Origin of the sequence: Pseudonocardia sp. Ae717_Ps2, from assembly GCF_001932475.1 — a bacterium.
GTDB lineage: Bacteria > Actinomycetota > Actinomycetes > Mycobacteriales > Pseudonocardiaceae > Pseudonocardia.
In genome coordinates this window covers 2,688,052-2,710,967 of sequence record NZ_MCIS01000001.1, presented here as the reverse complement: position 1 = coordinate 2,710,967, position 22,916 = coordinate 2,688,052, and the positions used below count along the sequence as shown (strand labels likewise).

Here is a 22,916-nt window from a genome sequence, read left to right as displayed (position 1 = left end):
GAACGGGGGCGGTGGATGCAGCAGGCCGACGTCGCCGCTGCACGCGCCGACCACGGACGGGCGCTCGTCGGCGCAGCCCTCCCCGACCCCGCCGACCTCGCCGCCCCGTGGACCGAGGAGCTGGCCCGCCGCTCGGTGCTGCCGGTCACCGAGCTGCGCCCGGTCGTCGACCGGGTGACCGGGCAGCTGCGGGCCGCCGCACTGGCCGAGCGGTACGACCCGGACCTCCCGGCCACCGCCGGCGGGGACCTGGTGCGGGCCCGGATCCACCAGCCGGGCTGCCTGGAGGTCGGGATGGAGCTGCTCGGGGCACACCTCGAACCGGCCGCCGACACCGCCGCCCGGGTCCGCCGGATCGCGGCGGTGCTCGCGTCGTTCGCCCGCGGGTTCACCGAAGCCACCCGCCGCCTGGTCCTCGCCGAGCACGAGCAGGTCACCCGCGCCGCGCTGGAGGCCCGCCGCGTCGCCGAGGAGGCCCGCCGCCGCTCGGACCTGCGGCTGCGGACCGTCGTCGACTCCGCGGCCGTCGGGATCGTGATCTTCGACCCGGACGGCAGGCTCGTCGAGGTCAACGAGACCGCCGCGGTCATGCTCGGCTACACCCCCGCGCAGCTGCTGACGATGCGGGTCACCGACTTCGTGCCCCCGGAGTCCGCGCCGGAGGTGTGGGCGGAGCGGCCGCGGCTGCTCGACGGCTCGCTGGACCGGCTCCGGGTGGTCCGCTCGGTCCGGCGGGCCGACGACAGCGACGTGTGGATCGACGCCGTCGTCACCCTGCTCGGACCGGTCGGCGGTGACGAGCGGCTGTTCGTCGCGGTGGTGACGGACGTGACCGACCAGCTCCGGATGCGGGAGAGCCTGGCCCACCAGGCGTCGCACGACCCGCTGACCGGGCTGCCGAACCGGTCGCTGTTCTTCGAGCGGCTGCGCGCCGCGATCGACGCGGGCTCCTCCGGCGCCCGCCCCGGGGTCTGCTACCTGGACCTCGACGGGTTCAAGGTCGTCAACGACACCCTGGGCCACCAGGCCGGGGACCGGCTGCTGCAGGTGCTGGCCGACCGGCTGCGGGACACGCTGGAGCCCGCGGGCCACCTCGTCGCGCGGATGGGCGGGGACGAGTTCGTCGTGCTGGTGCCGTGCACCGCAGACCGGGCCGAGCTGGAGGAGGTCGCGACCCGCGCTCTGGGGACCGTGCGCAGGCCGGTCCGCGTCGACGGCCGCGACATCGTGATCTCGGCCAGCGTCGGGGTGGTGCGCCACGACGGCGAGCTGGACGCCGACGAGCTGATCGCCGCCGCCGACACCACCCTGTACTCGGCCAAGCGCGCCGGCCGCGGGCGCTACGTGCTCTACGACCGCGACCGGCACCGTGACGACGTCGCCCGCCTCGAGCTGTCCTCGCAGATGCCCGAGGCGCTGCGCCGCGACGACTTCGTGGTCGTCTACCAGCCGCTGGTCCGCCTCGCCGACGAGCAGACGATCGGGGTGGAGGCGCTGGTGCGCTGGCAGCGGCCCGACGGGCAGCTGCTGGGCCCGGACCGGTTCATCCCGCTCGCCGAGGAGACCGGGCTGGTCGTGCCGCTGGGCCGTCGTGTCCTCGACGAGGCCTGCCGGCAGGGCCGGATCTGGTCCGACGCGTACCCGGGCAGGCCGCTGACCATCAGCGTGAACGTCGCCGCCCGGCAGGTGACCGAGTCCGACCTGGTCGCCGACGTCGCGGCCACCCTGGAGCGCCACGACTGGCCACCCGAGCTGCTGCAGGTCGAGCTGACCGAGTCCGACCTGATGGGGTCGCCCGGCCGGCCGCTGGCGACGCTGCGCGAGCTCGACCGGCTCGGGGTGAAGATCGCCATCGACGACTTCGGGACCGGCTACTCGAACCTCGCCTACCTGCGGCACCTGCCGGTGCACCGGCTCAAGCTGGCCGGGCACTTCCTCGCCGGGACCGCCGAGCGCGACGACGTCATCCTGCGCACGCTGATCTCGCTGGCCTCGGCGCTGGACCTGGAGGTCACCGCCGAGGCGGTGGAGACCCGGGAGCAGGCGGCGCGGCTGCGCGAGTACGGCTGCGCCAACGCCCAGGGCTGGTACTACGCACCGGCGGTCGCCGCCGAACGGGTCCCGGACCTGATCCGGGACCCGTTCCTGCGCGAGCTCTGAACAGCCCGTCAGGCGGCGTTGCGCTCGTCGCGCCAGGCGATCCAGTCCTTCAGCCGGGCCAGGTCGTAGCCGCCCTGGCCGTCCTCGCCGACGGTGAACAGCCGAGCGCCGGCGTCGTACAGGGCGGCTGCGGAGTCCTGCGGGGAGCCCTCGACACCCACCGAGCGCTCGATCTCGGCCGGGTCGCGGCCGATGTCGCGGCAGTGTCCGTCGAGCACGGCGGACTTGCGGACGAGGGTGTCGACGTCGCCGAAGCCGTGCCAGATGCCGGCGTGCTCGGCGGTGTAGCGCAGTGTCTTCTTCTCGCCGCCGCCACCGATGAGGATCGGGATGTCGCGGGTGGGGGCCGGGTTGAGCTTCGACCACCGGTCGCGGATCCGGGGCAGGGCGGCGGCCAGGTCGTTCAGCCGGCCGCCCGCCGTGCCGAACTCGTAGCCATACTCGTCGTAGTCGCGCTGGAACCAGCCGGACCCGATGCCCAGGATGAGCCGGCCGCCGGAGATGTGGTCGACGGTGCGAGCCATGTCGGCGAGCAGCTCGGGGTTGCGGTAGCTGTTGCAGGTCACCAGGGCGCCGATCTCCACCCGGGAGGTCGCCTCGGCCCAGGCGCCGAGCATGGTCCAGCACTCGAAGTGCTTGCCGTCGGGCTCGCCGTAGAGCGGGAAGAAGTGGTCCCAGTTGAAGACGATGTCGACGCCGGCCTCCTCCGCGGCGGCGACGGTGCGGCGGATGTCGGCGTAGTCGGCGTGCTGGGGCTGCAGCTGCAGCCCGATGCGGACGGGACGGGGATCGGTCATGTCCCCATCCTGGCCCCGGCGGGCGGTCCTCGCAGGGCGCCCGCGGACCGGGGGCAGCGCTGTCGTGCCCGGCGACCTACAGCCTGCGCAGCCCCGCCAGGACCCGGTCCATCAACGCGACGCTCGGCCCGTCCTCCGCCGAGGACACGCCGTGCACCACCAGTCGCCCCTCGGAGGCGAGGTCGTCGATGAGCACGCGGGCCACACCCAGCGGCACCGCGGCCAGCGCCGCGACCTCCGACACCGACCGGGGCCGGGCGCAGAGCCGCAGCACCGTGGCGCGCTCGACCGACTCGGCCCGCGGGGCGGGGCCGGGGGCGGGCCGCACCGAGACCAGCGTCTCCAGCCGCAGCTCGGCGCGGACCCGGGTACGGCCACCGGTCATGACGTAGGGCCGGACCGGGGCGAACGCCGGGACCTGCGGCGACGCGCCGGCCGCACCGCCGCCCGTGCCGCCGGCCGCGCCGCTGTCCGAGCCGCCGGCAGCCCCGCCGTCCGTGCCGGCGGCAGCACCCGACGGGTGGCCCGGACCCGCGGTGGCGGGGCCGTCCGGCCGGCCCGCGACCATCGGCAGCGGGGCGGTGTCGGCGAGGCCCGCACCGACGGCGTCGGGGTTCTCCGGGGCGATGCCGCCAGGTGTGGCGGCCGCGTTGCCGGGTGCGCCGTCGGCCGACGGCGCTCCCGCGCCCTCCGCCCCGGCCCGGGCAGCGGCCCGCCGGGCCGCGCGCTCGCGGCGGCTCAGCCGGGTCCGCTTCGCCGAGTGCCCGCCGAACCGGGCCCCGGTCACCCCGACCAGGCTCTCCGGCTCGGGCTCCTCCCCGACGACGGTCGGCCCCGACCCCGAGTCCGACTCCGGGGTCGGCTCCGGTGGTCTGCCGTGCGGGTACTCCGGGTCGGGGGCGTGCCGGGACGGGGGCGTCCCGAACCGGGCCCCGGTGCGTCCGATCTCCGACCGTGCCATCCACCCTCCGCGCGTCGCGACCCCGACGGCCCGGGGGCGCCGCGGTCGTCCGTTCCGCCCCACGCTGCGCTCGTCGTCACGATGCGCGACCGGGAGCCACAGGGTGGCGCGGGACGGCTACCGCACCGTATCGCCCGTGTCACGTCCGTGTGACGCGACCCCATCCGTGCAGGTCACACGCACGGCGGTTCACCCGATCCAGTGAGCGGTGCCGACGCGTGCCGACCACCACCGGCGCGCCTGCCCGGCACACCCGTATCCCCCGAGGGATGCGCTGGCAGCATTGTTCTAGTACATTGCGAACAAGTTCAGTTCGTTCGAGGACGGAGGACGTCATGACCACATCCCCCACACCCGCCGGCCGTACGAGCCGGCGCCGGCTGCTGGCCGCCGCCCCCGCGGTGGCACTGACCCTGGCCGGGCTCGCCGCCCTGGTGGCGACCCGGCCGGACGGCCGGTTCGCCGTCCCGGTGGTCGTCATCGGGCTGCTCGCGCTGGGGCTGCCGCTGCTGCGGCTGCGTTCCGGGCGGCCCGATGTCGAGCGTCGCGCCGTCGGCACGTCCTGGGCGTTCGCCGTCATCGTGTGGTGGGTGCCGGCCTCCCGGCTGGCCCCGCAGGTCCCCGGTTGGGCCTGGACCGTCGCCGTGCTCGCCGGGGCCGTGGTCGCCTACGGACTGGGGCACGTGCTCGCCGGTCCGGACGCCCCGCACCCGTCGGCGACCGGGGGCGCCCCGGCCGGCGCGGTGCGCACCCCGCTCGCGCCAGGTGAGCGCTACCTGTGGGCGCGCTCCGTGCTCTCCCGTCCGACCCTGGTCCTCGCGGGCGTGCTGGTCCTGGCCGGGGTGGCGCTGCTGCTCGCGGGCGGGGCGGCCCCGCTCGTCGTCGTGCTGATCGCCGCTGCCGTCGTCACGACCGCGCTGACCGCCGTCGCCCGGGTCCGGGTCGACGACGCCGGGGTGCACGTCCGCCAGGCCCTGCTCGGCCGCCCGCTGGCCGAGGCACCGCTGGCCGAGGTCCGCGGCGCGCGGTCGGAGCAGCTCGACCCGGAGCACTTCCGCTGGAACGAGTACGGCGTCCTGCGCCGGACGCCGTCGGTGCTCGGCTACCGCGCCCGGCGGGCCGGGGAGGCGCTGGTGCTCGACCTCACCGACGACCGCAGGTTCGTCGTCACCGTGCCCGACGCCGCCACCGCGGCCGGACTGGTCAACGCCGAGCTGGACCGGCGCGCCGGGCAGGGCGCGGCCGGCGCCGCACCGTCGTGCTGATCCGGGTCGACCCGTCGTCGCCGGTGCCGCTCGGGGACCAGGTCGCGGCCTCGGTCCGCCGGGCGGTCGCCGACGGGCGGGCCGCCGCCGGGGACCGGCTGCCGCCTGCCCGTGAGGTCGCGGGCGCGCTCGGGATCAACCTGCACACCGTGCTGCGCGGCTACCAGCAGCTGCGCGACGAGGGCCTGGTCGACCTGCGGCGCGGCCGCGGGGCCGTGCTCACCGAGCGGGCCACCGGTGGGCGCGCCGAGCTGGAGCGCAAGGCCACCGAGCTGGCCGAGCTCGCCCGCCGCCTCGGGCTCGACGAGTCCGACGCCCTCGGCGCGGTGCGGGCCGCCTTCCGCTGACGCCCCCGGCGTCGCCGTCAGCCGAGCGGGCTGCGCGGGAGCAGCCGGTCGGAGATGATCTTGCGTTGGATCTCGCTCGTGCCCTCGAAGATCGTCGTCAGCCGGGCGTCACGCCAGTGCCGTTCCACCTGGTGCTCGGTGGTGTAGCCGTTGCCGCCGTGCAGCTGGACGCCGTCCGCGGTGACCTCGGCGGCCATCTCGGTGGCCAGCAACTTGACCATCGCCGCCTCCCGCTCGCAGGGCTCGCCGAGGTCGAGCCGGTGCGCCACGTTCTGGTAGAAGGCGCGGGCCTGCTCGACCCGGGCGGCCATCGTGGCGAGGGTGAACCGGACGGCCTGGAAGTCGCCGATCGGGTGCTCGAACTGGTGGCGGCGCTGGAGGTAGCGCACGCAGTCCTCGACGGCGGCCCTGGCCAGCCCGACCGCGCGCGCCGCGGTGTGCACCCGGGCGATGTTGAGCCAGGCCTGGGCGTCGGCGAAGCCCTCGCCGCCGGCGCCGAGCTGGTTGCCGACCGGCACCCGCACACCGTCGAACTCCAGGTCCCAGGTGACGAAGCCGTGGTAGCCGATCTTGTCGATGGGCCGGCCGGTGATCCCGGCGGGGAAGGTGTCGCGCTCCTTCTCCACGACGACGGTCGCGAGGCCCGCGGAGCGCTTCTCCCCCGGCGCCGGGTCGTCGGTGCGCACCAGCACCTGGATGAAGTCGGCGGCCTTGGCGTTGCCGGTCCAGCGCTTGTGCCCGGTGATCACGAACTCGTCGCCGTCGCGGACCGCGCGGGTCTCCACCGCGGCCAGGTCGGACCCGGCGTCGGGCTCGGACAGCGCGATCGCGCCGATCCACTGTCCGCGAGCCGACCGGCGCAGCAGCTCCGCGCGGCGCCGCGGGTCGGCGACGGCGGTCCCGGCGCCCTGCGCGCGGGCGATGATCGACCCGACGCTCATCCAGGCCCTGGCCAGCTCCTCGGCCACCATGCAGTACTCGAACGCACCGAGGCCGAGACCGCCGTGCTCGCGGTCGACGGTGATGCCGAAGTAGCCCAGCTCGCCCATCTCGTCGAGCAGGTCGCGGGGGATCTCGCCCTTGCGCGGGTCCAGCTCGTCGGCGACGGGCAGCACCCGGCTCGCGGCGAACTCGCGGGCCTGCTTCTGCAGCGCCTCGCGCTCGGGGGTGTGGTACGGCGCGGGGAGCACCGGGACCGGCGGCTCGAGAAGATCGTCAACGGCCATCCGCGCAGTATCACCCGCGCCGTCGTCCGGCGCCGGGCGGCGCTACCCCCTTCGGACCTGCACCCATCGTCAGGTGCGCACCCCGCCACGAGCTGGGAGGGTCGGGACCAGCGACGTGGCCGGCCCCGATGGGGCGCAGGGGATCCCTCGGTCCACGGAGCCACCGTGCGGCCGTGATCGCGGCCCGCACCCCCGCGCAACGAGGAGCACGTCATGCCCGACAACCGCGTCGTCGTGTACAAGGGGCCCGGCCAGGTCGCCGTCGAGTCGATCGACTACCCGAAGCTGGAGCTGCCGTCCGACGTCGTCGACGGCCTCGGCATCGCGCGCAAGGCCCCGCACGCGGCGATCCTGAAGATCGTCACCACCAACATCTGCGGCTCCGACCAGCACATGGTCCGCGGCCGCACGACCGCACCGGTCGGGCAGTCCCTCGGCCACGAGATCACCGGCGAGATCGTCGAGGTCGGCGACGACGTGCTGTTCGCGAAGGTCGGCGACATCTGCTCGGTGCCGTTCAACATCGCCTGCGGGCGGTGCCGGATGTGCAACGAGGGCAAGACCGCTGTCTGCCTGAACGTCAACCCGGCCCGTCCCGGCGCCGCCTACGGCTACGTCGACATGGGCGGCTGGATCGGCGGCCAGGCCGAGTACGTGATGGTGCCCTTCGCCGACTTCAACCTGCTGCGCTTCCCCGACCGCGACCAGGCGCTGGAGAAGATCCTGGACCTGACGATGCTCTCGGACATCTTCCCGACCGGCTACCACGGCGCGGTGACCGCGGGAGTGACCACCGGGTCGACGGTCTACGTGGCCGGCGCCGGGCCGGTCGGGCTGGCCGCGGCGCACGCCGCACAGCTGCTGGGGGCGGCCGCGGTCGTCGTCGGGGACATGATCCCCGAGCGGCTCGCCCAGGCCCGCAGCTTCGGCTGCGAGACCGTCGACCTGTCCGCCGACGGCACCCTGGCCGAGCAGCTCGAGCAGCTGCTCGGCGAGCCCGAGGTCGACGCCGCCGTCGACGCCGTCGGCTTCGAGGCCCGCGGACACGGCCGCGACGCCGGGGAGGCGCCCGCGACCGTGCTGAACTCGGTCATGGAGGTGACCCGGGTCGGCGGCGCGCTCGGCATCCCGGGGCTCTACGTCACCGGCGACCCCGGTGCCGCCGACGACAAGGCCAAGGAGGGCACCCTGGGCGTGCGGATCGGGCTGGGCTGGGCGAAGTCGCACAGCCTCACCACCGGTCAGTGCCCGGTGAAGAAGTACAACCGGCAGCTGATGCAGGCGATCCTGTCCGACCGGGCGCAGATCGCGAAGGCGGTCAACGCGACCACGATCTCGCTGGACGACGCCCCGCGCGGCTACCAGGAGTTCGACGGCGGCGTGGCCCGCAAGTTCGTGATCGACCCGCACGGCAGCGTCGCGGCGTGAGATCGGCCGGGTCCGGTGCCGCCGAGGCGGTGCCGGGCCCGGCTCAGCCGTCCTGCCCGGCCCCCGCCGCGCGCCGGTAGAGCTCCGCGGCGGCGCGGGAGAAGCCGTCGGGCAGCCCGACGGCGGCGAACGCGTCGGCCGCCTCGTCCATCTCCCCCGCCCAGCGCCACGCCCTGCCCGCCATGCGCTCGCGGGCGTGGGCCAGCGCGGCGGCGTGGTCGACCCCGGCCCGGTCCAGCTCGGCGTGCAGGGCGTCGGTGACGCCGAACGCCGCCGCGGCCTCCTCCAGCGCCACCCACAGCATCGGTGCGGCCTTGCTCTGCAGCGCGAAGCAGGCCTTGAGCCCGCTCGCGGTGCCCAGGTCGGTCCCGGCGGTCCCGAGCACCCGGGCGTCGAACGGGCCGGGCTCGAACAGGGTGGCGGCGGCGTCGGCCCCCGGCCCGGACAGCCACAGCGTCGTGGTGCCCGCCGTCCACGCCGGCGGTCCGATGACGGCGCCGTCGCAGACGGTCGCACGGTCGCCGAGGAGCGTCGCGACACCGCGGACGGTGTCCGGGGACACGGCGTTGGCCTCGACGTAGAGCGGCCGGTCGGTGCGCCCGGTCAGCCCGGAGCCCACCAGGCCCGCCACCTCGCGCGCGGCGTGCGGCGGGCAGATCGACACGATCACGTCGGCCCGGGCGGCGAGGTCGGCGACCGTCGGCACCGCCTGCAGGTCGGCCAGCTCGGCGCGCTTGGCGGTGGCGTGCGAGCGGCCGGCGTCGGCCCAGATCACCGCGCCGGCCCGGGCCTTGAGGGCCGAGCCGAGTGCGGCGCCCATCGCGCCGGGGTGCAGGACCCCGACCACCGGCCGGGCGGGCAGGGACACCGGCTGCGCGGACGGCGACGACATGGGGTGATGATCGCACCCCGCCGTCGGCGGCCGGCCGGGCTCACCCCGTCCCGAGTGCGGCGGCCAGGTCGTCGAGCACCACGCGCGCGGCCTGCGGGCCCGCGTTGAGGAACCAGGTGTCGTCGTCGACGGCGGTGGTGCGCCGGTCCCGCACGGCACCGAGCGAGGCCCCGATCCCCTCGGTCAGCAGGGCCGGCGGCCGTGCGTCCGGTGCGGCGCCCTGGACGCCGTAGAAGATCCATCCGGCGTCGGCGCGGCCGAGCTCCTCGGCGGACAGGTCCTCCGAGGTCGCGGCGAAGCGCTGGCTCGGCGGCCGGGTGATCCCGGCGTCGGCGAGCAGCGAGCCGGGGAACGAACCGACGCCGAAGACCCGGACCCGGGTGGGCTGGATGCGCAGCAGCGACACCTCGACCGGCCCGGCCTGCTCGCCGACGGCACGGGCCCGCCCGGCGAGGTCGTCGACGAGGGCCTGCGCGGCGCCGGCCCGGCCCAGCGCGTGCCCGATCAGCAGCAGGTCGGTCTTCCAGTTCACGCCGTTGCCCCGGGTCATCACGGTCGGCGCGATCGCGGACAGCCGGGAGGCGACCTCCTGCGCCCCGGCCACGTTGGCCACGATCAGGTCCGGGCGCGCCGCGGCGACCGCCTCGATCGCCGGGTCGGTGCGCAGGCCCAGGTCGGCCATCGCCGCCAGCGCGGCCCGGTGCTGCGGGAACGCCGTGGTGAGGTACTCCGGGACCATCGTGGCCGCCTCGGCCCGGGTGGACCCGACGGGCACGACGCCGAGGGACAGCAGCCCGTCGAGCTGCCCGGTGGAGATGACCACGACCCGCCGGGGCTCGGCCGGGATCGTCGTGGTGCCCGTCTCGTGGGTGACGGTGCGCGGGAAGACGCCGTCGGGCTCGGGCGAGCCCTGCCCGGCGGGCAGCGCGGTGGGGGCCGCACCGTCCGTGCCCGCCGGCGCGGGTGTCCGGGTCGCCCCGGCGCCGCAGCCGGCGAGCAGGAACAGGCACACCGCGGCGGCCACCGCACGGGGCAGGACGGGGCGCACGGCACGGGGCACGGCTCGGCGCACGGTTCGGCCGGGGAAGGTGAGGCTCACCTGACCATCCCAGCCGACGGGGGTCCGGCGCACAACGAGACGACGATCTCGACTGGCGCGTCGGACGGGTCGGGCGGCACGGTCGTCGCATGACGACTGATCCCCTGTTCACCGACGACGCGGTCGGTGGCTGGCTGCAGCTGCCCTCCTCCGCCGTCGCCGAGATCGCCGGCTCCGTCGGGTTCGACCTGGTCTGCGTCGACACCCAGCACGGCCTGATCGGCGACGACACCGTTCTCGGCATGCTGCAGGCCCTGTCCGCGACCGGGACGCCGGCGCTGGTACGGGTCCCCGGTCACGGCGCGGAGGGCATCGGGCGGGCCCTGGACCGGGGCGCCGACGGCGTGATCGTCCCGCTCGTCGACACCGGCGAGCAGGCCGCGGCGGCGGTCGCGGCGTGCCGCTACCCGCCGGACGGGGTGCGCAGCTTCGGCCCGGTCCGCCCGTCGTGGCAGGGCCGCGACGTGTTCGCCCCGCCCCGCACGGTGGTGATGGTGGAGACGGTCGCGGCGGTGGCGAACCTGGCCGACATCGTGGCCGTCGACGGGGTGGCGGCGGTGTTCGTCGGGCCGTCGGACCTGGCGCTGGCGCACGGGCTCCCGGTCGCCGCCCAGGACGACGGCGGCCCGGGGTCCGACCGCCACGCCGAGCTGGTCTCCGGGATCACCGCGGTGTGTGCGCGGGCCGGGGTGCCGGTGGGCATCTACTGCGACTCCCCCGCGCACGTGCGGCGCTTCCGGGCGCTGGGGTGCACGTTCACGATGCTCGCCGCGGAGCAGGCGATCCTGCGGGCGGCGCTGGCGGAGAAGCTGGCCGACGCCCGGTCCTGAGCGGTCAGCCCGCGGACCCGTCCCGCACCACGCGACGGTCGTCCGGGGTGGTGCGGGTGGGCTCCCTGGCGTCGACCATCGCGAGCCCGGTGAGGCGTCCGGCCACCCCGCGGTGGCCGGTGCTGCGCCAGAGCCCGACCAGGCCGACGAGCCCCCATACCAGCCCGAGCAGGCCGAGCCCCCCGGACGGACCGGACAGCAGCAGGAAACCGCCGGTGCCGAGCAGTGCCCGGGCGAGGCGGCGTCCGCGGCCGGGGACCCTGCCGTCGGGCAGCGCCGGGCGCAGCCGCACCGCACGCTGGCCGACCGTCCCGCCCCGGCCGAACAGCGGCACGACCAGGAACGCCAGCAACGGCACCCAGAAGCCGACGACGGCGTTGGCGGTGTCGTACCAGTCCGGGAACGGCGCCCGCAGCCCGGCGACGACGGTGACCCCACCGAGCAGCAGCGCCCCGAACAGCGCCCCGGTCGCCCACACCGCCATCAGGTCGCACACGGCGCCGAGCAGGCGTCGCCCGCCGGTGACCGGCGCCGGGAGGTCCGGGTCGCCCGTCTCGTCCCACGAGCGGGGCCGCAGCAGCATCGCGGCGAGCCCGCCGAGCAGGGCGCCCGCGGTGTTGGCGATGAGGTCGTCGACGTCGGCGAGCCGGTAGGCGCACGGGAACAGGAACCAGTTGCCGGTGTACTGGGTGGCCTCGACGAGCAGCGAGACCGCGAACCCGGCGGCGACGGTGACCGGCAGCGAGCGGCGGAACACCCCGCGCAGCAGCCAGCCCAGCGGCGCGAACAGCACCACGTTGAGCACGACCTGCTGGACGGCGGCGTTCGCGAGCCAGGCCCGCGCGCCGGTCGCGTCCTGGCGGGCGGCGATCCGGGCGATGTCGCCGACGAAGGCGAACGGCCGGGTCTGCAGCGAGTCCGCCGCGGTGCGCCCGGCGCAGAACGCCGCGTCGACCTGGGGCAGCGGGAGCAGGGTGTAGCCGAGGATCGCCAGGCCGTACACCGGGACGGCGACGAGCACGGCCAGCTCCCCGGGCCCGAACCGGCCGCGGCGACGGTAGGTCACCGCGACGACGGGGACGAGCACGGCCAGCACCAGCGCCGACCCGAGCCCGATCGCCAGCATCCCGGGGATGATCCGCTCGTTCACGGTCGCCGACGCTAGTGACCCGCCCCGGTGCGGGCAGGGACCGAAACGGGTGGTTCAGCCCAGGACGTCGAGGATCTGCTGGGCGGCGAGGGTGGGGGTGAGCCCGCCCTCGCGGACCTCGGCAGTGAGCTTCGGGAGCCGCTCGGCCGTCGCCGGGTCGTGCAGCACCCGGTCCATCAGCCGGTCGCGCACCATCTGCCACATCCACTCGACCTGCTGGTCGGCGCGCCGGGTCGCGAGCTCACCGGCGGACTCGAGGGCCTCGCGGTGCGCGGTGACCTTCTCCCACACCGCGTCCAGCCCCTTGCCGGTCTGCGCCGAGCAGGACAGCACCGGGGTGCGCCAGTGCGCCGAGGTGGGGGTCATCATGTGCAGCGCGCCGGCGAGCTCACGGGCCGCGGCGCGGGCGTCGCGCTCGTGCGGGCCGTCGGCCTTGTTCACCGCGACGACGTCGGCGAGCTCCAGGATGCCCTTCTTGATCCCCTGCAGCGCGTCGCCGGTGCGGGCGATGGTGAGGAACAGGAAGGTGTCGACCATCCCGGCGACGGCGGTCTCGGACTGGCCGACCCCGACGGTCTCGACGAGCACGACGTCGAACCCGGCGGCCTCCATGACCACCATCGTCTCCCGGGTGCGGCGGGCGACCCCGCCGAGCGTGCCCGCCGAGGGCGAGGGCCGCACGAACGCGTCCGGGTCGACGGCCAGGCGCGGCATCCGGGTCTTGTCCCCCAGGATGGAGCCGCGGGTCCGGGTGGACGACGGGTCGACGGCGAGCACCGCCACCCGGTGGCCCTGCGCGGTGAGCTTCGACCCCATCGCCTCGATGAACGTCGACTTCCCAACACCGGGCACCCCGGAGATGCCGACCCGCACCGCGTGCCCGGCCTTCGGGGTGAGCTCCAGGAGCAGCTCCTGGGCGGCCCGCTGGTGGTCGGGCCTGCTGGACTCGACCAGGGTGATCGCCCGGGCGAGCAGGGTGCGGTCGCCGGCCAGGACCCCGCGGGCGAGCTCCGCGGGGTCGGGGACGCGAGGGGCCATCGGCGGGACTCTCCTTGCGGGTCGGCACCGCGCCCGGTGCGCGGGTGGGCACACCGGGCGCAAGGACGGCGGCACGGTGACAGCGGCACGGTGACGGAGGCACGAGCCCGGGGACACCGTGACGGCGACACCGTGCCGGCGGGCTCAGTCGGCGTAGACGCTGCCGGCCGGTGCGGACGTGTCCGGGTCGTCGTGACCGAGCGCGGCGGACAGCTTGCCGAGCAGGTCGACGGCCGCCTCGGCGATGACCGTGCCGGGCGGGAACACCGCGGCGGCGCCCATCTCCAGCAGCTCCGGCACGTCCGCGGGCGGGATGACCCCGCCGACGACGACCATGATGTCGTCGCGCCCCAGCTCGGCGAGCTCTCGGCGCAGCTCCGGGACCAGCGTGAGGTGTCCTGCGGCCAGCGAGCTGGCGCCGATCACGTGCACGTCGGACTCGGCGGCCTGCTTCGCGACCTCGGCCGGGGTCTGGAACAGCGGCCCGACGTCGACGTCGAAGCCGATGTCGGCGAACGCGGTGGAGATGACCTTCTGGCCGCGGTCGTGGCCGTCCTGGCCCATCTTCGCGACCAGGATGCGGGGCTGGCGGCCCTCGTGGCGGGCGAACTCGGAGACGAGCTCGCGGGCGCGGTCGATCGCCGGGTTCTGCCCGGCCTCGGCGGAGTACACACCGGAGATGATGCGGATCTGACCGGCGTGGCGCCCGAAGACCTTCTCGAGTGCGTCGGAGATCTCCCCGACCGTGGCCTGGTCGCGGGCCGCGTTCACGGCCAGCTGGAGCAGGTTCTCGTCGTCGGAGCGCGACGAGCCCTCGGCGATCTTCTCCGCGGCGCCGGTCAGCGCCCGCAGCGCTTCGTCGACGGCGCGGTCGTCGCGCTCGGCGCGCAGCCGCTGCAGCTTCTCGAGCTGCTCGCGTCGCACGTTCTTGTTGTCGACCTTGAGCACGTCGATCTGCTCGTCGGCCTCGACGACGTACTTGTTGACGCCGATCACCGGCTGGCGGCCGGAGTCGATGCGGGCCTGGGTGCGGGCCGCGGCCTCCTCGACACGCATCTTCGGGATGCCGGCGTCGATGGCCTGGGCCATGCCGCCGGCCTTCTCGACCTCGTCGATGTGCGCCCACGCCCGCTTGGCGAGGTCGTAGGTGAGCTTCTCGACGTAGTACGAGCCGCCCCACGGGTCGACGACGTTCGTGGTGCCCGACTCCTGCTGCAGCAGCAGCTGGGTGTTGCGGGCGATCCGCGCGGAGAAGTCCGTCGGCAGCGCGAGGGCCTCGTCGAGGGCGTTGGTGTGCAGCGACTGGGTGTGGCCCTGGGTCGCGGCCATCGCCTCGACGCAGGTGCGGACGACGTTGTTGTAGACGTCCTGCGCGGTCAGCGACCAGCCGGAGGTCTGGGAGTGCGTCCGCAGCGACAGCGACTTGGCGTTCTGCGGCTCGAACCGGTTCACGAGCTTCGACCAGAGCAGGCGGGCGGCCCGCATCTTGGCGACCTCCATGAAGAAGTTCATGCCGATCGCCCAGAAGAAGCTCAGTCGCGGGGCGAACTTGTCGATGTCCAGCCCGGCGTCGACACCGGCCCGCAGGTACTCCACGCCGTCGGCCAGGGTGTAGGCGAGCTCCAGGTCGTTGGTCGCACCCGCCTCCTGGATGTGGTACCCGGAGATGGAGATCGAGTTGAACTTCGGCATCTTCCGGCTGGTGAAGCCGAAGATGTCGGAGATGATCTGCATAGACGGCTGCGGCGGGTAGATGTAGGTGTTGCGGACCATGAACTCCTTCAGAATGTCGTTCTGAATGGTTCCGGTCAGCTTCTCGGGGCTCACGCCCTGTTCCTCGGCGGCGACGATGTAGAGCGCCAGCACCGGGAGGACGGCGCCGTTCATCGTCATCGACACCGACATCTTGTCCAGCGGGATGCCGTCGAAGAGCTGGCGCATGTCGAGGATCGAGTCGATCGCGACACCGGCCATGCCGACGTCGCCCGCCACGCGGGGGTGGTCGGAGTCGTACCCGCGGTGGGTGGCCAGGTCGAACGCGATCGACAGGCCCTTCTGCCCGGCCGCGAGGTTGCGCCGGTAGAACGCGTTGGACTCCGCGGCGGTGGAGAATCCGGCGTACTGGCGCACCGTCCACGGCTGGTTGGTGTACATCGTCGGGTACGGCCCGCGCAGGTACGGGGTGATGCCCGGGTAGGTGTGCAGGAAGTCGACGCCGGCGAGGTCGTCGGCGGTGTAGAGCGGCTTGACGCCGATCCCCTCCGGTGCTTCCCACGTCGGGGCGGAGCCGTTCCACGCCGTGGCGGGCGCTGTGTCGCCCAGGAGCGGCACGGTGGTGAAGTCGGGAATGCTCACTTCGAGCCCTCCAGGTGGGTGTACACGTCGTCCAGGACGGCGAGGGCGTCGCAGCCGGCGAACAGGTGGCCGTCGACGCCGGGCACCGGCTCCTTCGGCTTCCCCGCGAGCAGGATGTGGGTGGCCCCGGCCTCGCGCAGCGCGGCGGCGGCCTCGGCGGCCCGCTCGTCGTAGAGCGTGTCCGAGGAGCAGAGCACCGCGACCGGCGAGCCGCTCTTCCCGAACGCCTCGACGACGTCGGCTGCGGTCTCGGTCGGGCCGGCGTCGACGGTGTCGACACCGCCCGCGGCCAGCAGGTTGCGGGTGAACCCGGCGCGGGCGGTGTAGACCGCCAGCGGGCCGAGGGTCGCCAGGAAGGCGGTGGGACGCGAGCCCGTCTCGGCCAGCAGCGCGTCGGAGCGGTCCCGGTGGGCCTCGTAGGCCTCGGCGGGGCGGTAGAGCGGCAGCCCCCCGCGCTCGACGGCCGGCGGCAGCGGGGTGCGTCGCACCGGCTTCTCGTTCAGGTCGGGGAACTCCGAGACGCCGGTGAGCGGGGCCTTCCGCTTCGCGACGTCGGCCTCGCGGCGGGCGCGGACCTCGCCCACCTTCTCCGCGACCAGGCCGGAGTCGAGCGCGGCGACCGCGCCACCCGCGGCCTCGATCTCGACGAAGAACTCCCAGGCCACCCGCGCGAGGTCCTCGGTGAGGTGCTCGACGTACCAGGACCCGCCCGCCGGGTCGATGACCCGCGCCAGGTGCGACTCCTCGACCAGCAGGTTCTGGGTGTTGCGGGCGATGCGGCGGGAGAACGGCTCGGCGACGCCGAGGGCGGCGTCGAACGGCGGCACGGTGACCGCGTCGGCCCCGCCGACGCCCGCGGCGAACCCGGCGACGGTGCCGCGCAGCATGTTCACCCACGGGTCGCGCCGGGTGAACAGCGCGTCGGGGACGGTGGCGTGCTGGGTCTGCGGCACGTCGGTGACGCCGGAGGCCTCCAGCACCCGGGCCCACAGCCGCCGGCCCGCCCGCAGGGTCGCGATCGTCGGGAACTGCTCGGGAGTGGCGGCGTAGCGGAACTCGATCAGCCGGGCCGCGTCGGCCACCCCGATCCCCGCGGCGTCCAGGGCACGCAGGTAGGCGACCCCCGCGGCCAGGGACCAGCCCAGCTCCTGGGCGTCGGAGCCGCCGGCCTCGCGGACCACGGTCGCGTCGACGGTGATCGCGGTGACCTTGTCGAAGGTGCCGTGCACGCGACGGGCGACCTCGACGACGGACTCGACGTCCGGGCCGGAGCCCGCGCGGGCGCGCAGCCCGATCGGGTCGACGCCCAGCGAGCCGAGCAGCTCGGCGTCCTCGACGCCGTTGCGGGCGGCCAGGTCCAGGTAGGCGTGCGCGGCGGCGACCTGCTCGGTCCCGGCGTCGAGGGCGACCCCGGCCAGGTCCAGGTGCACGCCGTCGAGGGCGCGCGCCAGGTCGGCGACGGCGACGCCGCCCTCGCCCACCCGCAGCCACACCGAGGTGACGCCGCACTCCAGGTCCGCCAGCACGGCCTCCCGGACGGCGGCCGGGTCGGTGCCCGCGTGGCGCTGGCGGATGTCCCAGCCGTCGGGGACGTGCCCGTCGGTGCGGGCGCCGCGGGTGAACGGCCACGACCCCGGCACGCCGGTGGGCGGCAGGTCGGTGGTGTCCTCCTCGGCGTAGAGCGGCGCGACCCGGATCCCGTCGGGTGAGGTGCGGGTCAGGGTCTCGACCCCGGCCCCGAGCTCGGCGTCCTCGCCGAGCCGGCCCGACTTGCGCACCACCGCGTCCACGGCGGCGAGCCACTGGTCGCGGGTGACCGGGTCGAAGGCGCCCGCGAGGACCAGCTCCTCCGGCTCCACCGGAGCATCCACGGAAGAGCCCTCCGGACCGGCTGCGCGGCCGACCGCGCTGCGGTCACTGTCCGTCATCCGCTCTGTTCTCCTCACCGGCCCGCGGGGCGGCCTCGTTGCCCGCCGGATGGCGCCGTCGTCGACGCCACCGAAGTGCAGCGGAGTCTAGTGAGCCGGTGCCGCCAGGGGCATGCGCTGTGGCGAGGCGCGCACGGCCTGTGATGCACCCGACTGGCGCAACGGGGCCGTCCGGGGGCCTCGCGGCGTGCACGCGGCCGTTCCCCGCCGGTAGTCCCCACCGGTAGCCCCTGGCGGCCGGGTGCCGGTGTGACGGGCCGGGGCGGGAACAACCGGGGGCGGGGGTGCATTGTGGTCGGCATGCCCCGCGTGACCCGAGGATTCGTCGGGCGCAGACCGCGTGACCGACGGCTGCCGCCCGGCCAGTACGACGCCGGCGACCAGTGGCCGGTGCTGACCGCCGAACGCGCCCCCGTGCTGGACACCGCCCGCTGGACCTTCCGCATCGACGGTCTCGTGCAGCGCCCGGTCGAGTGGACCTGGGACGAGATCCGCGCCCTGCCCCGCGAGCGGTGGGACGGCGACATCCACTGCGTCACGACCTGGTCGAAGTTCGGGATGCGCTGGAGCGGGGTCGCGGTCGACACGCTGCTGGAGGCGGCGGGACCGCTGCCGGAGGCGCGGTTCGCCGTCGCGCACTCGCACTCGGGCTACACCACGAACATGCCGCTGTCGGACCTGACCGGCGGCCGGGCGTGGCTGGCGTTCGAGGCACAGGGCGCGCCGCTGACCCGCGAGCACGGCGGCCCGGCACGGTTGCTGGTGCCGCACCTCTACTTCTGGAAGAGCGCGAAGTGGGTCGCCGGGCTGCGCCTGCTCGCCGAGGACGAGCCGGGCTTCTGGGAGCGCAACGGCTACCACGACCGCGGCGACCCGTGGTCCGAGCAGCGGTTCCAGGGGGACTGACGGTGGACACCACCCCACGCCGCACCCTGCGCTGGCAGGCCGCGACCGTGCTGTCGGTGCACGACGAGGCCCCGGGGGTGAAGACCTTCCGGCTGGGCCTGGAGGAACCGGCCACCCACCTGCCGGGCCAGTACTACGTGCTGCGCCTGACCGCCGAGGACGGCTACACCGCGCAGCGCTCGTACTCGGTCGCCTCCGCGCCCGACGGGCGGCCGGAGATCGCCCTGACCGTCGAACGTCTCGACGACGGCGAGGTGTCGGGGTTCCTGCACGACGTCGCCGTCGTCGGGGACGTGCTGGAGGTCCGCGGCCCGGTCGGGGGCTGGTTCGCCTGGGACGGCGTCTCCCCCGCGCTGCTGGTCGGCGGCGGGTCCGGGCAGGTTCCGCTGGCCGCGATGCTGCGTCACGCCCGCGCCGTCGGCCGTCCCGACCTGGTGCGGATGCTGGTCTCGGTCCGCACCCCCGACGATCTGTTCTACGGCGAGGAGCTCACCGGTCCGCCGGTCACCGCGGTGTTCACCCGGACCGCCCCGCCCGGCGCGACCCGCCCGGCGGGCCGGCTCACCCTCGCCGACCTCGCCCCGCTGGTCCGCGGCGGGGAGACCGCGTTCGTGTGCGGCTCGCCGGCCTTCTCCGCCGCCGCGGCCGACCTGCTCGCCGCCGCCGGCGTCCCCGACCACGCGATCCGGATCGAGCAGTTCGGCCCGACCGGGGCCTGACCGAGCGGCCGGGCACCGGGGTGCGGCACGATGACCCGGCCCCGAGACTCCGCGTGCTGCCGCGAGCGGCCCGGACCGACTCGATCCGCCCGTGCACCGCAGGAGCAGACGATGACCGTCACCCCCGCCGAGACGTCGTTCCCGAGCGGCGGGCTGCGCTGCGCGGCCTGGCTCCTCACGGCGTCCGGCGACGCGCTCACGAACGACCGCGGCCGGCCCTGCGTCGTCATGGCGCACGGGTTCGGTGCCACCCGCGACTCCGGGCTGCTGCCCTTCGCGCAGCGTTTCGCCGCCGCGGGCTGCGCGGTGCTGGTGTTCGACTACCGCGGGTTCGGCGCCTCCGACGGCACCGGCGACCCGCGGCTCGACCAGGACGTCCACCACGGCCGCCACCGCGCCGACTACCACGCCGCGATCGCGTACGCCCGCACGCTGCCCGGCGTCGACCCGGAGCGGATCGTGCTGTGGGGCAGCTCGTACTCCGGCGGGCACGTGGTCCCGGTCGCCGCCCGCGACGGCCAGGTCGCCGCGGTGATCTCCCAGGGCGCCGCGATGGACGGGGCCGCCGCGCTGCTGGAGATCCTGCGCTACGCCGGGCCCGGGCAGCTGGCCCGCCTCACCGGGCACGGCCTGCGCGACGCCGCCGCCGGGCTGCTCGGGCGCCCGCCGCACCGGATCGCGGTGTTCGGGCCGCCCGGGTCGACCGCGGCGATCACCTCGCACGACGCCGAGAGCGGCTACTCCTCGATCGCCGGACCCGGGTTCCGCAACACCATGCGGGCCCGGGGCGCGCTGCGGATCCCGCTCAACCGCCCGGTGACGGCGGCGCGGCGGCTGCGGGCGCCGATCCTCGTCGTCGTCGCGGCGCGGGACTCGATCGCGCCGCCGGCGTCGGTGCGTGCGGTCGCCGCCCGGGCCGGGGCGGGCTCGGAGGTGCTGGAGCTGCCGTGCGGGCACTTCGACATCTATCTCGGCGAGATGTTCGAGCGGTCCGTGGCCGCGCAGGTGGACTTCCTGCGGCGCACCCTCGCCGTCGCCTGACCGGGCCGGACAGGACCGGACCGAGCCCCCCGGACCCGGGGGCGAGCGCACCCGCGGCGGCCCGCGTGTCCAGCGCCACCGGGCCCGGGTCCCCGCTGATCTTCTACTTCCGGTAGAACTACTACTGGACGTAAAACTTCGCTCGGGAGGTCCCGATGGACGCGCTCGACCTGGCTCGCTGGCAGTTCGGGATCACCACGATCTACCACTTCCTGTTCGTGCCGCTGACCATCGGGCTCTCGGTGATCGTCGCGTCGCTGCAGACCGCCTGGTTCCGCACGGGCCGGGAGGAGTACCTGCGGGCGACGAAGTTCTTCGGGAAGCTGTTCCTGATCAACTTCGCGATGGGCGTGGTCACCGGGATCGTGCAGGAGTTCCAGTTCGGGATGAACTGGAGCGCCTACTCCACCTTCGTCGGCGACGTGTTCGGCGCGCCGCTGGCGATGGAGGCGCTGATCGCGTTCTTCCTCGAGTCCACCTTCATCGGGCTGTGGATCTTCGGGTGGGACCGGCTGCGCCGGGGCGTGCACCTGGCCTGCATCTGGGCCGCCGCGATCGGGTCGAACCTGTCGGCGTACTTCATCCTCGCGGCGAACGCCTGGATGCGGAACCCGGTCGGCTACGAGGTCGACCGCGCCACCGGCCGGGCCCGGCTCACCGACATCGGCGCCGTGCTGACCAACCCGCAGGCCTGGTCGACCTACGCCCACGTCGTCGCCGCGGCGTTCCTGATCGCGGGCCTGTTCGTCGCCGCGGTCAGCGCCTGGAAGCTGATGCGCGAGCGCTGGCGCCGTCCCGGTGACGCGACGCCGCACCCGAGCGAGCACACGCTGTTCCGCAAGACCCTGCGCACCGGGTTCCTCGTCACCCTCGTCGCCGGGGTGCTGGTCATCGCCTCCGGTGACCACCAGGCCAAGCTGGCCGCCACCTACGAGCCGATGAAGCTCGCCTCGGCCGAGGCGCTGTGGCAGACCGAGGAGTCGGCCGGGTTCTCACTGTTCGCCGTCGGCGACGTCCAGGGCAGCCGCAACCACATCAACGTGCAGATCCCCGGCGTCCTGAGCTTCCTGGCCACCGGGAGCCCGTGGGGCCCGGTGCAGGGCATCGAGAACGTGCAGGCACAGTACGAGGCGCTCTACGGCCCCGGGGACTACCGGCCCAACATCGCCGTCCTCTACTGGGCGTTCCGGCTCATGATGGGCCTCGGCCTGGCCGGGGTCGCGGTCGCGACGGCCGGGCTCTGGCTCACCCGCGGCGGACGGCTGCCCGGCTTCACCCGCGACGGCGCACCGGCTCCGGCCGGGCGGCTCCAGCGGTGGGCCTACCGGGGCGTGATCGCCGCGCTGCCCGCCGCGCTGGCCGGGAACATCGCCGGCTGGGTGCTGACCGAGATGGGCCGCCAGCCCTGGACGGTGCACGGCGAGCTGCTCACCGCCCAGAGCGTCTCCCCCGGGGTGAGCCTGGGCCAGGTCGCGTTCTCCCTGGCCACGTTCACCGTGCTCTACGGGGTGCTCGCCGTCGTCGAGGTGCGGCTGCTGTTCCGCTATGTGCAGGCCGGTCCCGGCGCCGCACTGCCCTACACCGACGATCCCGACGGCCCCGACGGCTCCGACGGCTCCGACGGCCGTCCCGACGACGGCGCCGCCGTCGGCACCGACGACGAGCGCCGCCCCGCGGCGTTCAGCTACTGACCTACGGAGGGACGACGATGGACCTGCCCACGATCTGGTTCCTGGCCGTGGCCGTGCTGTGGACCGGCTACCTGGTGCTCGAGGGGTTCGACTTCGGCGTCGGGATGCTGGTCCGCGTCCTGGGCCGCGACGAGGAGGCCGACCGCGAGGCGGCGCTCGGCGCGATCGGCCCGGTGTGGGACGGCAACGAGGTGTGGCTGATCGCCGCCGTCGGCGCGATGTTCGCCGCCTTCCCCGCCTGGTACGCCGCGACGCTGTCGGGCCTCTACCTGCCGGTGCTGCTCGTCCTGCTGGGCCTGATCGTGCGCGGGGTCGGGCTGGAGTACCGGCACAAGCGCTCCGACGCGTCCTGGAAGGCCCGCTGGGACCTCATGATCGGTCTCGGGTCGCTGGTCCCGGCCTTCGTGTGGGGCCTGGTGCTCGCCAACCTGGTCCGCGGCCTGCCGACCGAGCTCAGTGCCCCGGGCAGCGGGCAGAACACCGTGGTCACGGCCTCGCTCGCGGACCTGCTGAACGGCTACGCCCTGCTCGGCGGCGTCGTCACCACTGCGCTGTTCCTCCTGCACGGCGCGGTGTTCCTGGCGCTCAAGACCGACGGGCCGGTGCGGTACCGGGCACGCCGGTTCGCCCTGCGGGCGGTGGTTCCGGTCCTGCTGGTCACCGTCGCCTTCCTGGCCGCGACGCTCGCGCTGCGTGAGCCGTCCTGGACCGGCACGGTCGCCTGGGTCAGCGGGCTGGCCCTCGCCGCGGCCGGGGTGGCGCTGCTGCTCGGCCGCGAGGGGTGGGCGTTCACCGCCACCGCGCTGTCGATCGGCGGGCTGTCGGTCGTGCTGTTCGGGCAGCTGTACCCGTCGCTGCTGCCCTCGACCACCGACCCCGCCCACACCCTGACCGTCGCGAACGCCGCGTCCGCGCCCTACACGCTCACGGTCATGAGCTGGGTCGCGGCCGTGTTCCTGCCGCTGGTCCTCGCCTACCAGTCCTGGAGCTACTGGGTGTTCCGCAAGCGCCTCGGCGGGGCGCGGGTCGCACCGGAGGGGCCCGCCGGCCCTCGTGGCACCGCGGTACCGGCGCCACGATGAC

The 22,916-nt window shown here is 74.9% G+C and carries 19 protein-coding genes; 10 read left to right on the top strand and 9 right to left on the bottom strand.

The features are described 5' to 3' along the window. Window positions 1-15: 15 nt before the first annotated feature. Window positions 16-2,160 carry a bifunctional diguanylate cyclase/phosphodiesterase gene (locus Ae717Ps2_RS12605; protein WP_075306429.1) on the top strand — a complete coding sequence of 715 codons (2,145 nt, stop codon included), beginning with the start codon at window positions 16-18 and terminating at the stop codon, window positions 2,158-2,160. Between the two features lie 8 nt (window positions 2,161-2,168). Here Ae717Ps2_RS12605 and Ae717Ps2_RS12600 read toward each other — a convergent pair whose 3' ends face one another. Both Ae717Ps2_RS12600 and Ae717Ps2_RS12595 read right to left on the bottom strand, forming a co-directional pair. Next, window positions 2,169-2,957 (bottom strand): LLM class F420-dependent oxidoreductase, encoded by a 789-nt coding sequence (locus Ae717Ps2_RS12600; protein WP_075306431.1) that lies wholly within the window; start codon window positions 2,955-2,957, stop codon window positions 2,169-2,171. Between the two features lie 76 nt (window positions 2,958-3,033). Further along, window positions 3,034-3,918 carry a DUF742 domain-containing protein gene (locus tag Ae717Ps2_RS12595; RefSeq protein WP_075333414.1) on the bottom strand — a complete coding sequence of 295 codons (885 nt, stop codon included), beginning with the start codon at window positions 3,916-3,918 and terminating at the stop codon, window positions 3,034-3,036. 335 nt (window positions 3,919-4,253) lie between these two features. On the opposite strand from Ae717Ps2_RS12595, the gene Ae717Ps2_RS12590 reads away from it, so the two are divergent. Both Ae717Ps2_RS12590 and Ae717Ps2_RS12585 read left to right on the top strand, forming a co-directional pair. Next, the gene (locus tag Ae717Ps2_RS12590) at window positions 4,254-5,183 is read left to right on the top strand and encodes a hypothetical protein (RefSeq protein WP_075306435.1); all 930 of its coding nucleotides are present in this window, start codon (window positions 4,254-4,256) and stop codon (window positions 5,181-5,183) included. Further along, a complete protein-coding gene (locus Ae717Ps2_RS12585; RefSeq protein ID WP_060711800.1) occupies window positions 5,177-5,530 on the top strand; it encodes a GntR family transcriptional regulator in 354 nt (117 codons plus the stop codon). The genes Ae717Ps2_RS12590 and Ae717Ps2_RS12585 overlap by 7 nt, the downstream gene beginning before the upstream one ends. A gap of 17 nt (window positions 5,531-5,547) precedes the next feature. Here Ae717Ps2_RS12585 and Ae717Ps2_RS12580 read toward each other — a convergent pair whose 3' ends face one another. Then, window positions 5,548-6,756 (bottom strand): acyl-CoA dehydrogenase family protein, encoded by a 1,209-nt coding sequence (locus tag Ae717Ps2_RS12580; RefSeq protein WP_075333413.1) that lies wholly within the window; start codon window positions 6,754-6,756, stop codon window positions 5,548-5,550. Window positions 6,757-6,969: 213 nt separating this feature from the next. On the opposite strand from Ae717Ps2_RS12580, the gene fdhA reads away from it, so the two are divergent. Continuing rightward, on the top strand, window positions 6,970-8,184 hold the full coding sequence (fdhA, locus tag Ae717Ps2_RS12575) for a formaldehyde dehydrogenase, glutathione-independent (RefSeq protein ID WP_075333412.1): 1,215 nt from the start codon (window positions 6,970-6,972) through the stop codon (window positions 8,182-8,184). 43 nt (window positions 8,185-8,227) lie between these two features. Here the strand turns inward: fdhA and Ae717Ps2_RS12570 are convergent, their stop codons facing one another. Continuing rightward, window positions 8,228-9,076, bottom strand: coding sequence for an NAD(P)-dependent oxidoreductase (locus Ae717Ps2_RS12570; RefSeq protein WP_075306442.1), 849 nt, complete (start codon window positions 9,074-9,076; stop codon window positions 8,228-8,230). Between the two features lie 40 nt (window positions 9,077-9,116). Further along, a complete protein-coding gene (locus tag Ae717Ps2_RS12565; protein ID WP_198932175.1) occupies window positions 9,117-10,175 on the bottom strand; it encodes an iron-siderophore ABC transporter substrate-binding protein in 1,059 nt (352 codons plus the stop codon). Between the two features lie 89 nt (window positions 10,176-10,264). Here Ae717Ps2_RS12565 and Ae717Ps2_RS12560 point away from each other — a divergent pair, with 89 nt between their 5' ends. Then, window positions 10,265-11,005 (top strand): HpcH/HpaI aldolase/citrate lyase family protein, encoded by a 741-nt coding sequence (locus Ae717Ps2_RS12560; protein ID WP_075306446.1) that lies wholly within the window; start codon window positions 10,265-10,267, stop codon window positions 11,003-11,005. Window positions 11,006-11,009: 4 nt separating this feature from the next. Here the strand turns inward: Ae717Ps2_RS12560 and Ae717Ps2_RS12555 are convergent, their stop codons facing one another. The 4 genes from Ae717Ps2_RS12555 to Ae717Ps2_RS12540 form a co-directional block, all read right to left on the bottom strand. Then, on the bottom strand, window positions 11,010-12,155 hold the full coding sequence (locus Ae717Ps2_RS12555; RefSeq protein WP_083695906.1) for a VanZ family protein: 1,146 nt from the start codon (window positions 12,153-12,155) through the stop codon (window positions 11,010-11,012). A gap of 54 nt (window positions 12,156-12,209) precedes the next feature. Next, window positions 12,210-13,193: a methylmalonyl Co-A mutase-associated GTPase MeaB gene (gene meaB / locus Ae717Ps2_RS12550; protein WP_075306448.1), complete on the bottom strand. Its 984-nt coding sequence runs from the start codon at window positions 13,191-13,193 to the stop codon at window positions 12,210-12,212. 144 nt (window positions 13,194-13,337) lie between these two features. Then, on the bottom strand, window positions 13,338-15,524 hold the full coding sequence (gene scpA / locus Ae717Ps2_RS12545; RefSeq protein WP_233147763.1) for a methylmalonyl-CoA mutase: 2,187 nt from the start codon (window positions 15,522-15,524) through the stop codon (window positions 13,338-13,340). Window positions 15,525-15,544: 20 nt separating this feature from the next. Then, window positions 15,545-17,476, bottom strand: a complete 1,932-nt coding sequence (locus tag Ae717Ps2_RS12540) for a methylmalonyl-CoA mutase subunit beta (RefSeq protein WP_083702347.1) — start codon at window positions 17,474-17,476, stop codon at window positions 15,545-15,547. Window positions 17,477-17,776: 300 nt separating this feature from the next. On the opposite strand from Ae717Ps2_RS12540, the gene Ae717Ps2_RS12535 reads away from it, so the two are divergent. The 5 genes from Ae717Ps2_RS12535 to cydB all read left to right on the top strand — a co-directional run bounded on the left by Ae717Ps2_RS12535 (window position 17,777) and on the right by cydB (window position 22,915). After that, window positions 17,777-18,382 (top strand): sulfite oxidase-like oxidoreductase, encoded by a 606-nt coding sequence (locus tag Ae717Ps2_RS12535; RefSeq protein WP_075306454.1) that lies wholly within the window; start codon window positions 17,777-17,779, stop codon window positions 18,380-18,382. A gap of 2 nt (window positions 18,383-18,384) precedes the next feature. Next, the gene (locus tag Ae717Ps2_RS12530) at window positions 18,385-19,101 is read left to right on the top strand and encodes an FAD-binding oxidoreductase (protein ID WP_020623838.1); all 717 of its coding nucleotides are present in this window, start codon (window positions 18,385-18,387) and stop codon (window positions 19,099-19,101) included. 111 nt (window positions 19,102-19,212) lie between these two features. Beyond that, window positions 19,213-20,142, top strand: a complete 930-nt coding sequence (locus Ae717Ps2_RS12525) for an alpha/beta hydrolase (RefSeq protein ID WP_075306456.1) — start codon at window positions 19,213-19,215, stop codon at window positions 20,140-20,142. Between the two features lie 155 nt (window positions 20,143-20,297). Further along, a complete protein-coding gene (locus Ae717Ps2_RS12520) occupies window positions 20,298-21,833 on the top strand; it encodes a cytochrome ubiquinol oxidase subunit I (protein ID WP_075333410.1) in 1,536 nt (511 codons plus the stop codon). Window positions 21,834-21,850: 17 nt separating this feature from the next. Further along, entirely contained in the window at window positions 21,851-22,915 is a 1,065-nt protein-coding gene (gene cydB, locus Ae717Ps2_RS12515) for a cytochrome d ubiquinol oxidase subunit II (RefSeq protein WP_075306460.1), read from the top strand. The last annotated feature ends 1 nt before the right edge of the window (window position 22,916 follow it).

Excerpts from the sequence above, each read along its gene's own strand:
- fdhA (WP_075333412.1), top strand. The coding sequence starts at position 6,970 with ATGCCCGACAACCGCGTCGTCGTGTACAAGGGGCCCGGCCAGGTCGCC.
- Ae717Ps2_RS12520 (WP_075333410.1), top strand. The coding sequence starts at position 20,298 with ATGGACGCGCTCGACCTGGCTCGCTGGCAGTTCGGGATCACCACGATC.
- meaB (WP_075306448.1), bottom strand. The coding sequence starts at position 13,193 with ATGGCCCCTCGCGTCCCCGACCCCGCGGAGCTCGCCCGCGGGGTCCTG.
- Ae717Ps2_RS12595 (WP_075333414.1), bottom strand. The coding sequence starts at position 3,918 with ATGGCACGGTCGGAGATCGGACGCACCGGGGCCCGGTTCGGGACGCCC.
- Ae717Ps2_RS12590 (WP_075306435.1), top strand. The coding sequence starts at position 4,254 with ATGACCACATCCCCCACACCCGCCGGCCGTACGAGCCGGCGCCGGCTG.
- Ae717Ps2_RS12535 (WP_075306454.1), top strand. The coding sequence starts at position 17,777 with ATGCCCCGCGTGACCCGAGGATTCGTCGGGCGCAGACCGCGTGACCGA.
- Ae717Ps2_RS12560 (WP_075306446.1), top strand. The coding sequence starts at position 10,265 with ATGACGACTGATCCCCTGTTCACCGACGACGCGGTCGGTGGCTGGCTG.
- Ae717Ps2_RS12580 (WP_075333413.1), bottom strand. The coding sequence starts at position 6,756 with ATGGCCGTTGACGATCTTCTCGAGCCGCCGGTCCCGGTGCTCCCCGCG.
- Ae717Ps2_RS12540 (WP_083702347.1), bottom strand. The coding sequence starts at position 17,476 with ATGACGGACAGTGACCGCAGCGCGGTCGGCCGCGCAGCCGGTCCGGAG.
- cydB (WP_075306460.1), top strand. The coding sequence starts at position 21,851 with ATGGACCTGCCCACGATCTGGTTCCTGGCCGTGGCCGTGCTGTGGACC.
- Ae717Ps2_RS12525 (WP_075306456.1), top strand. The coding sequence starts at position 19,213 with ATGACCGTCACCCCCGCCGAGACGTCGTTCCCGAGCGGCGGGCTGCGC.
- Ae717Ps2_RS12600 (WP_075306431.1), bottom strand. The coding sequence starts at position 2,957 with ATGACCGATCCCCGTCCCGTCCGCATCGGGCTGCAGCTGCAGCCCCAG.
- Ae717Ps2_RS12570 (WP_075306442.1), bottom strand. The coding sequence starts at position 9,076 with ATGTCGTCGCCGTCCGCGCAGCCGGTGTCCCTGCCCGCCCGGCCGGTG.
- Ae717Ps2_RS12605 (WP_075306429.1), top strand. The coding sequence starts at position 16 with ATGCAGCAGGCCGACGTCGCCGCTGCACGCGCCGACCACGGACGGGCG.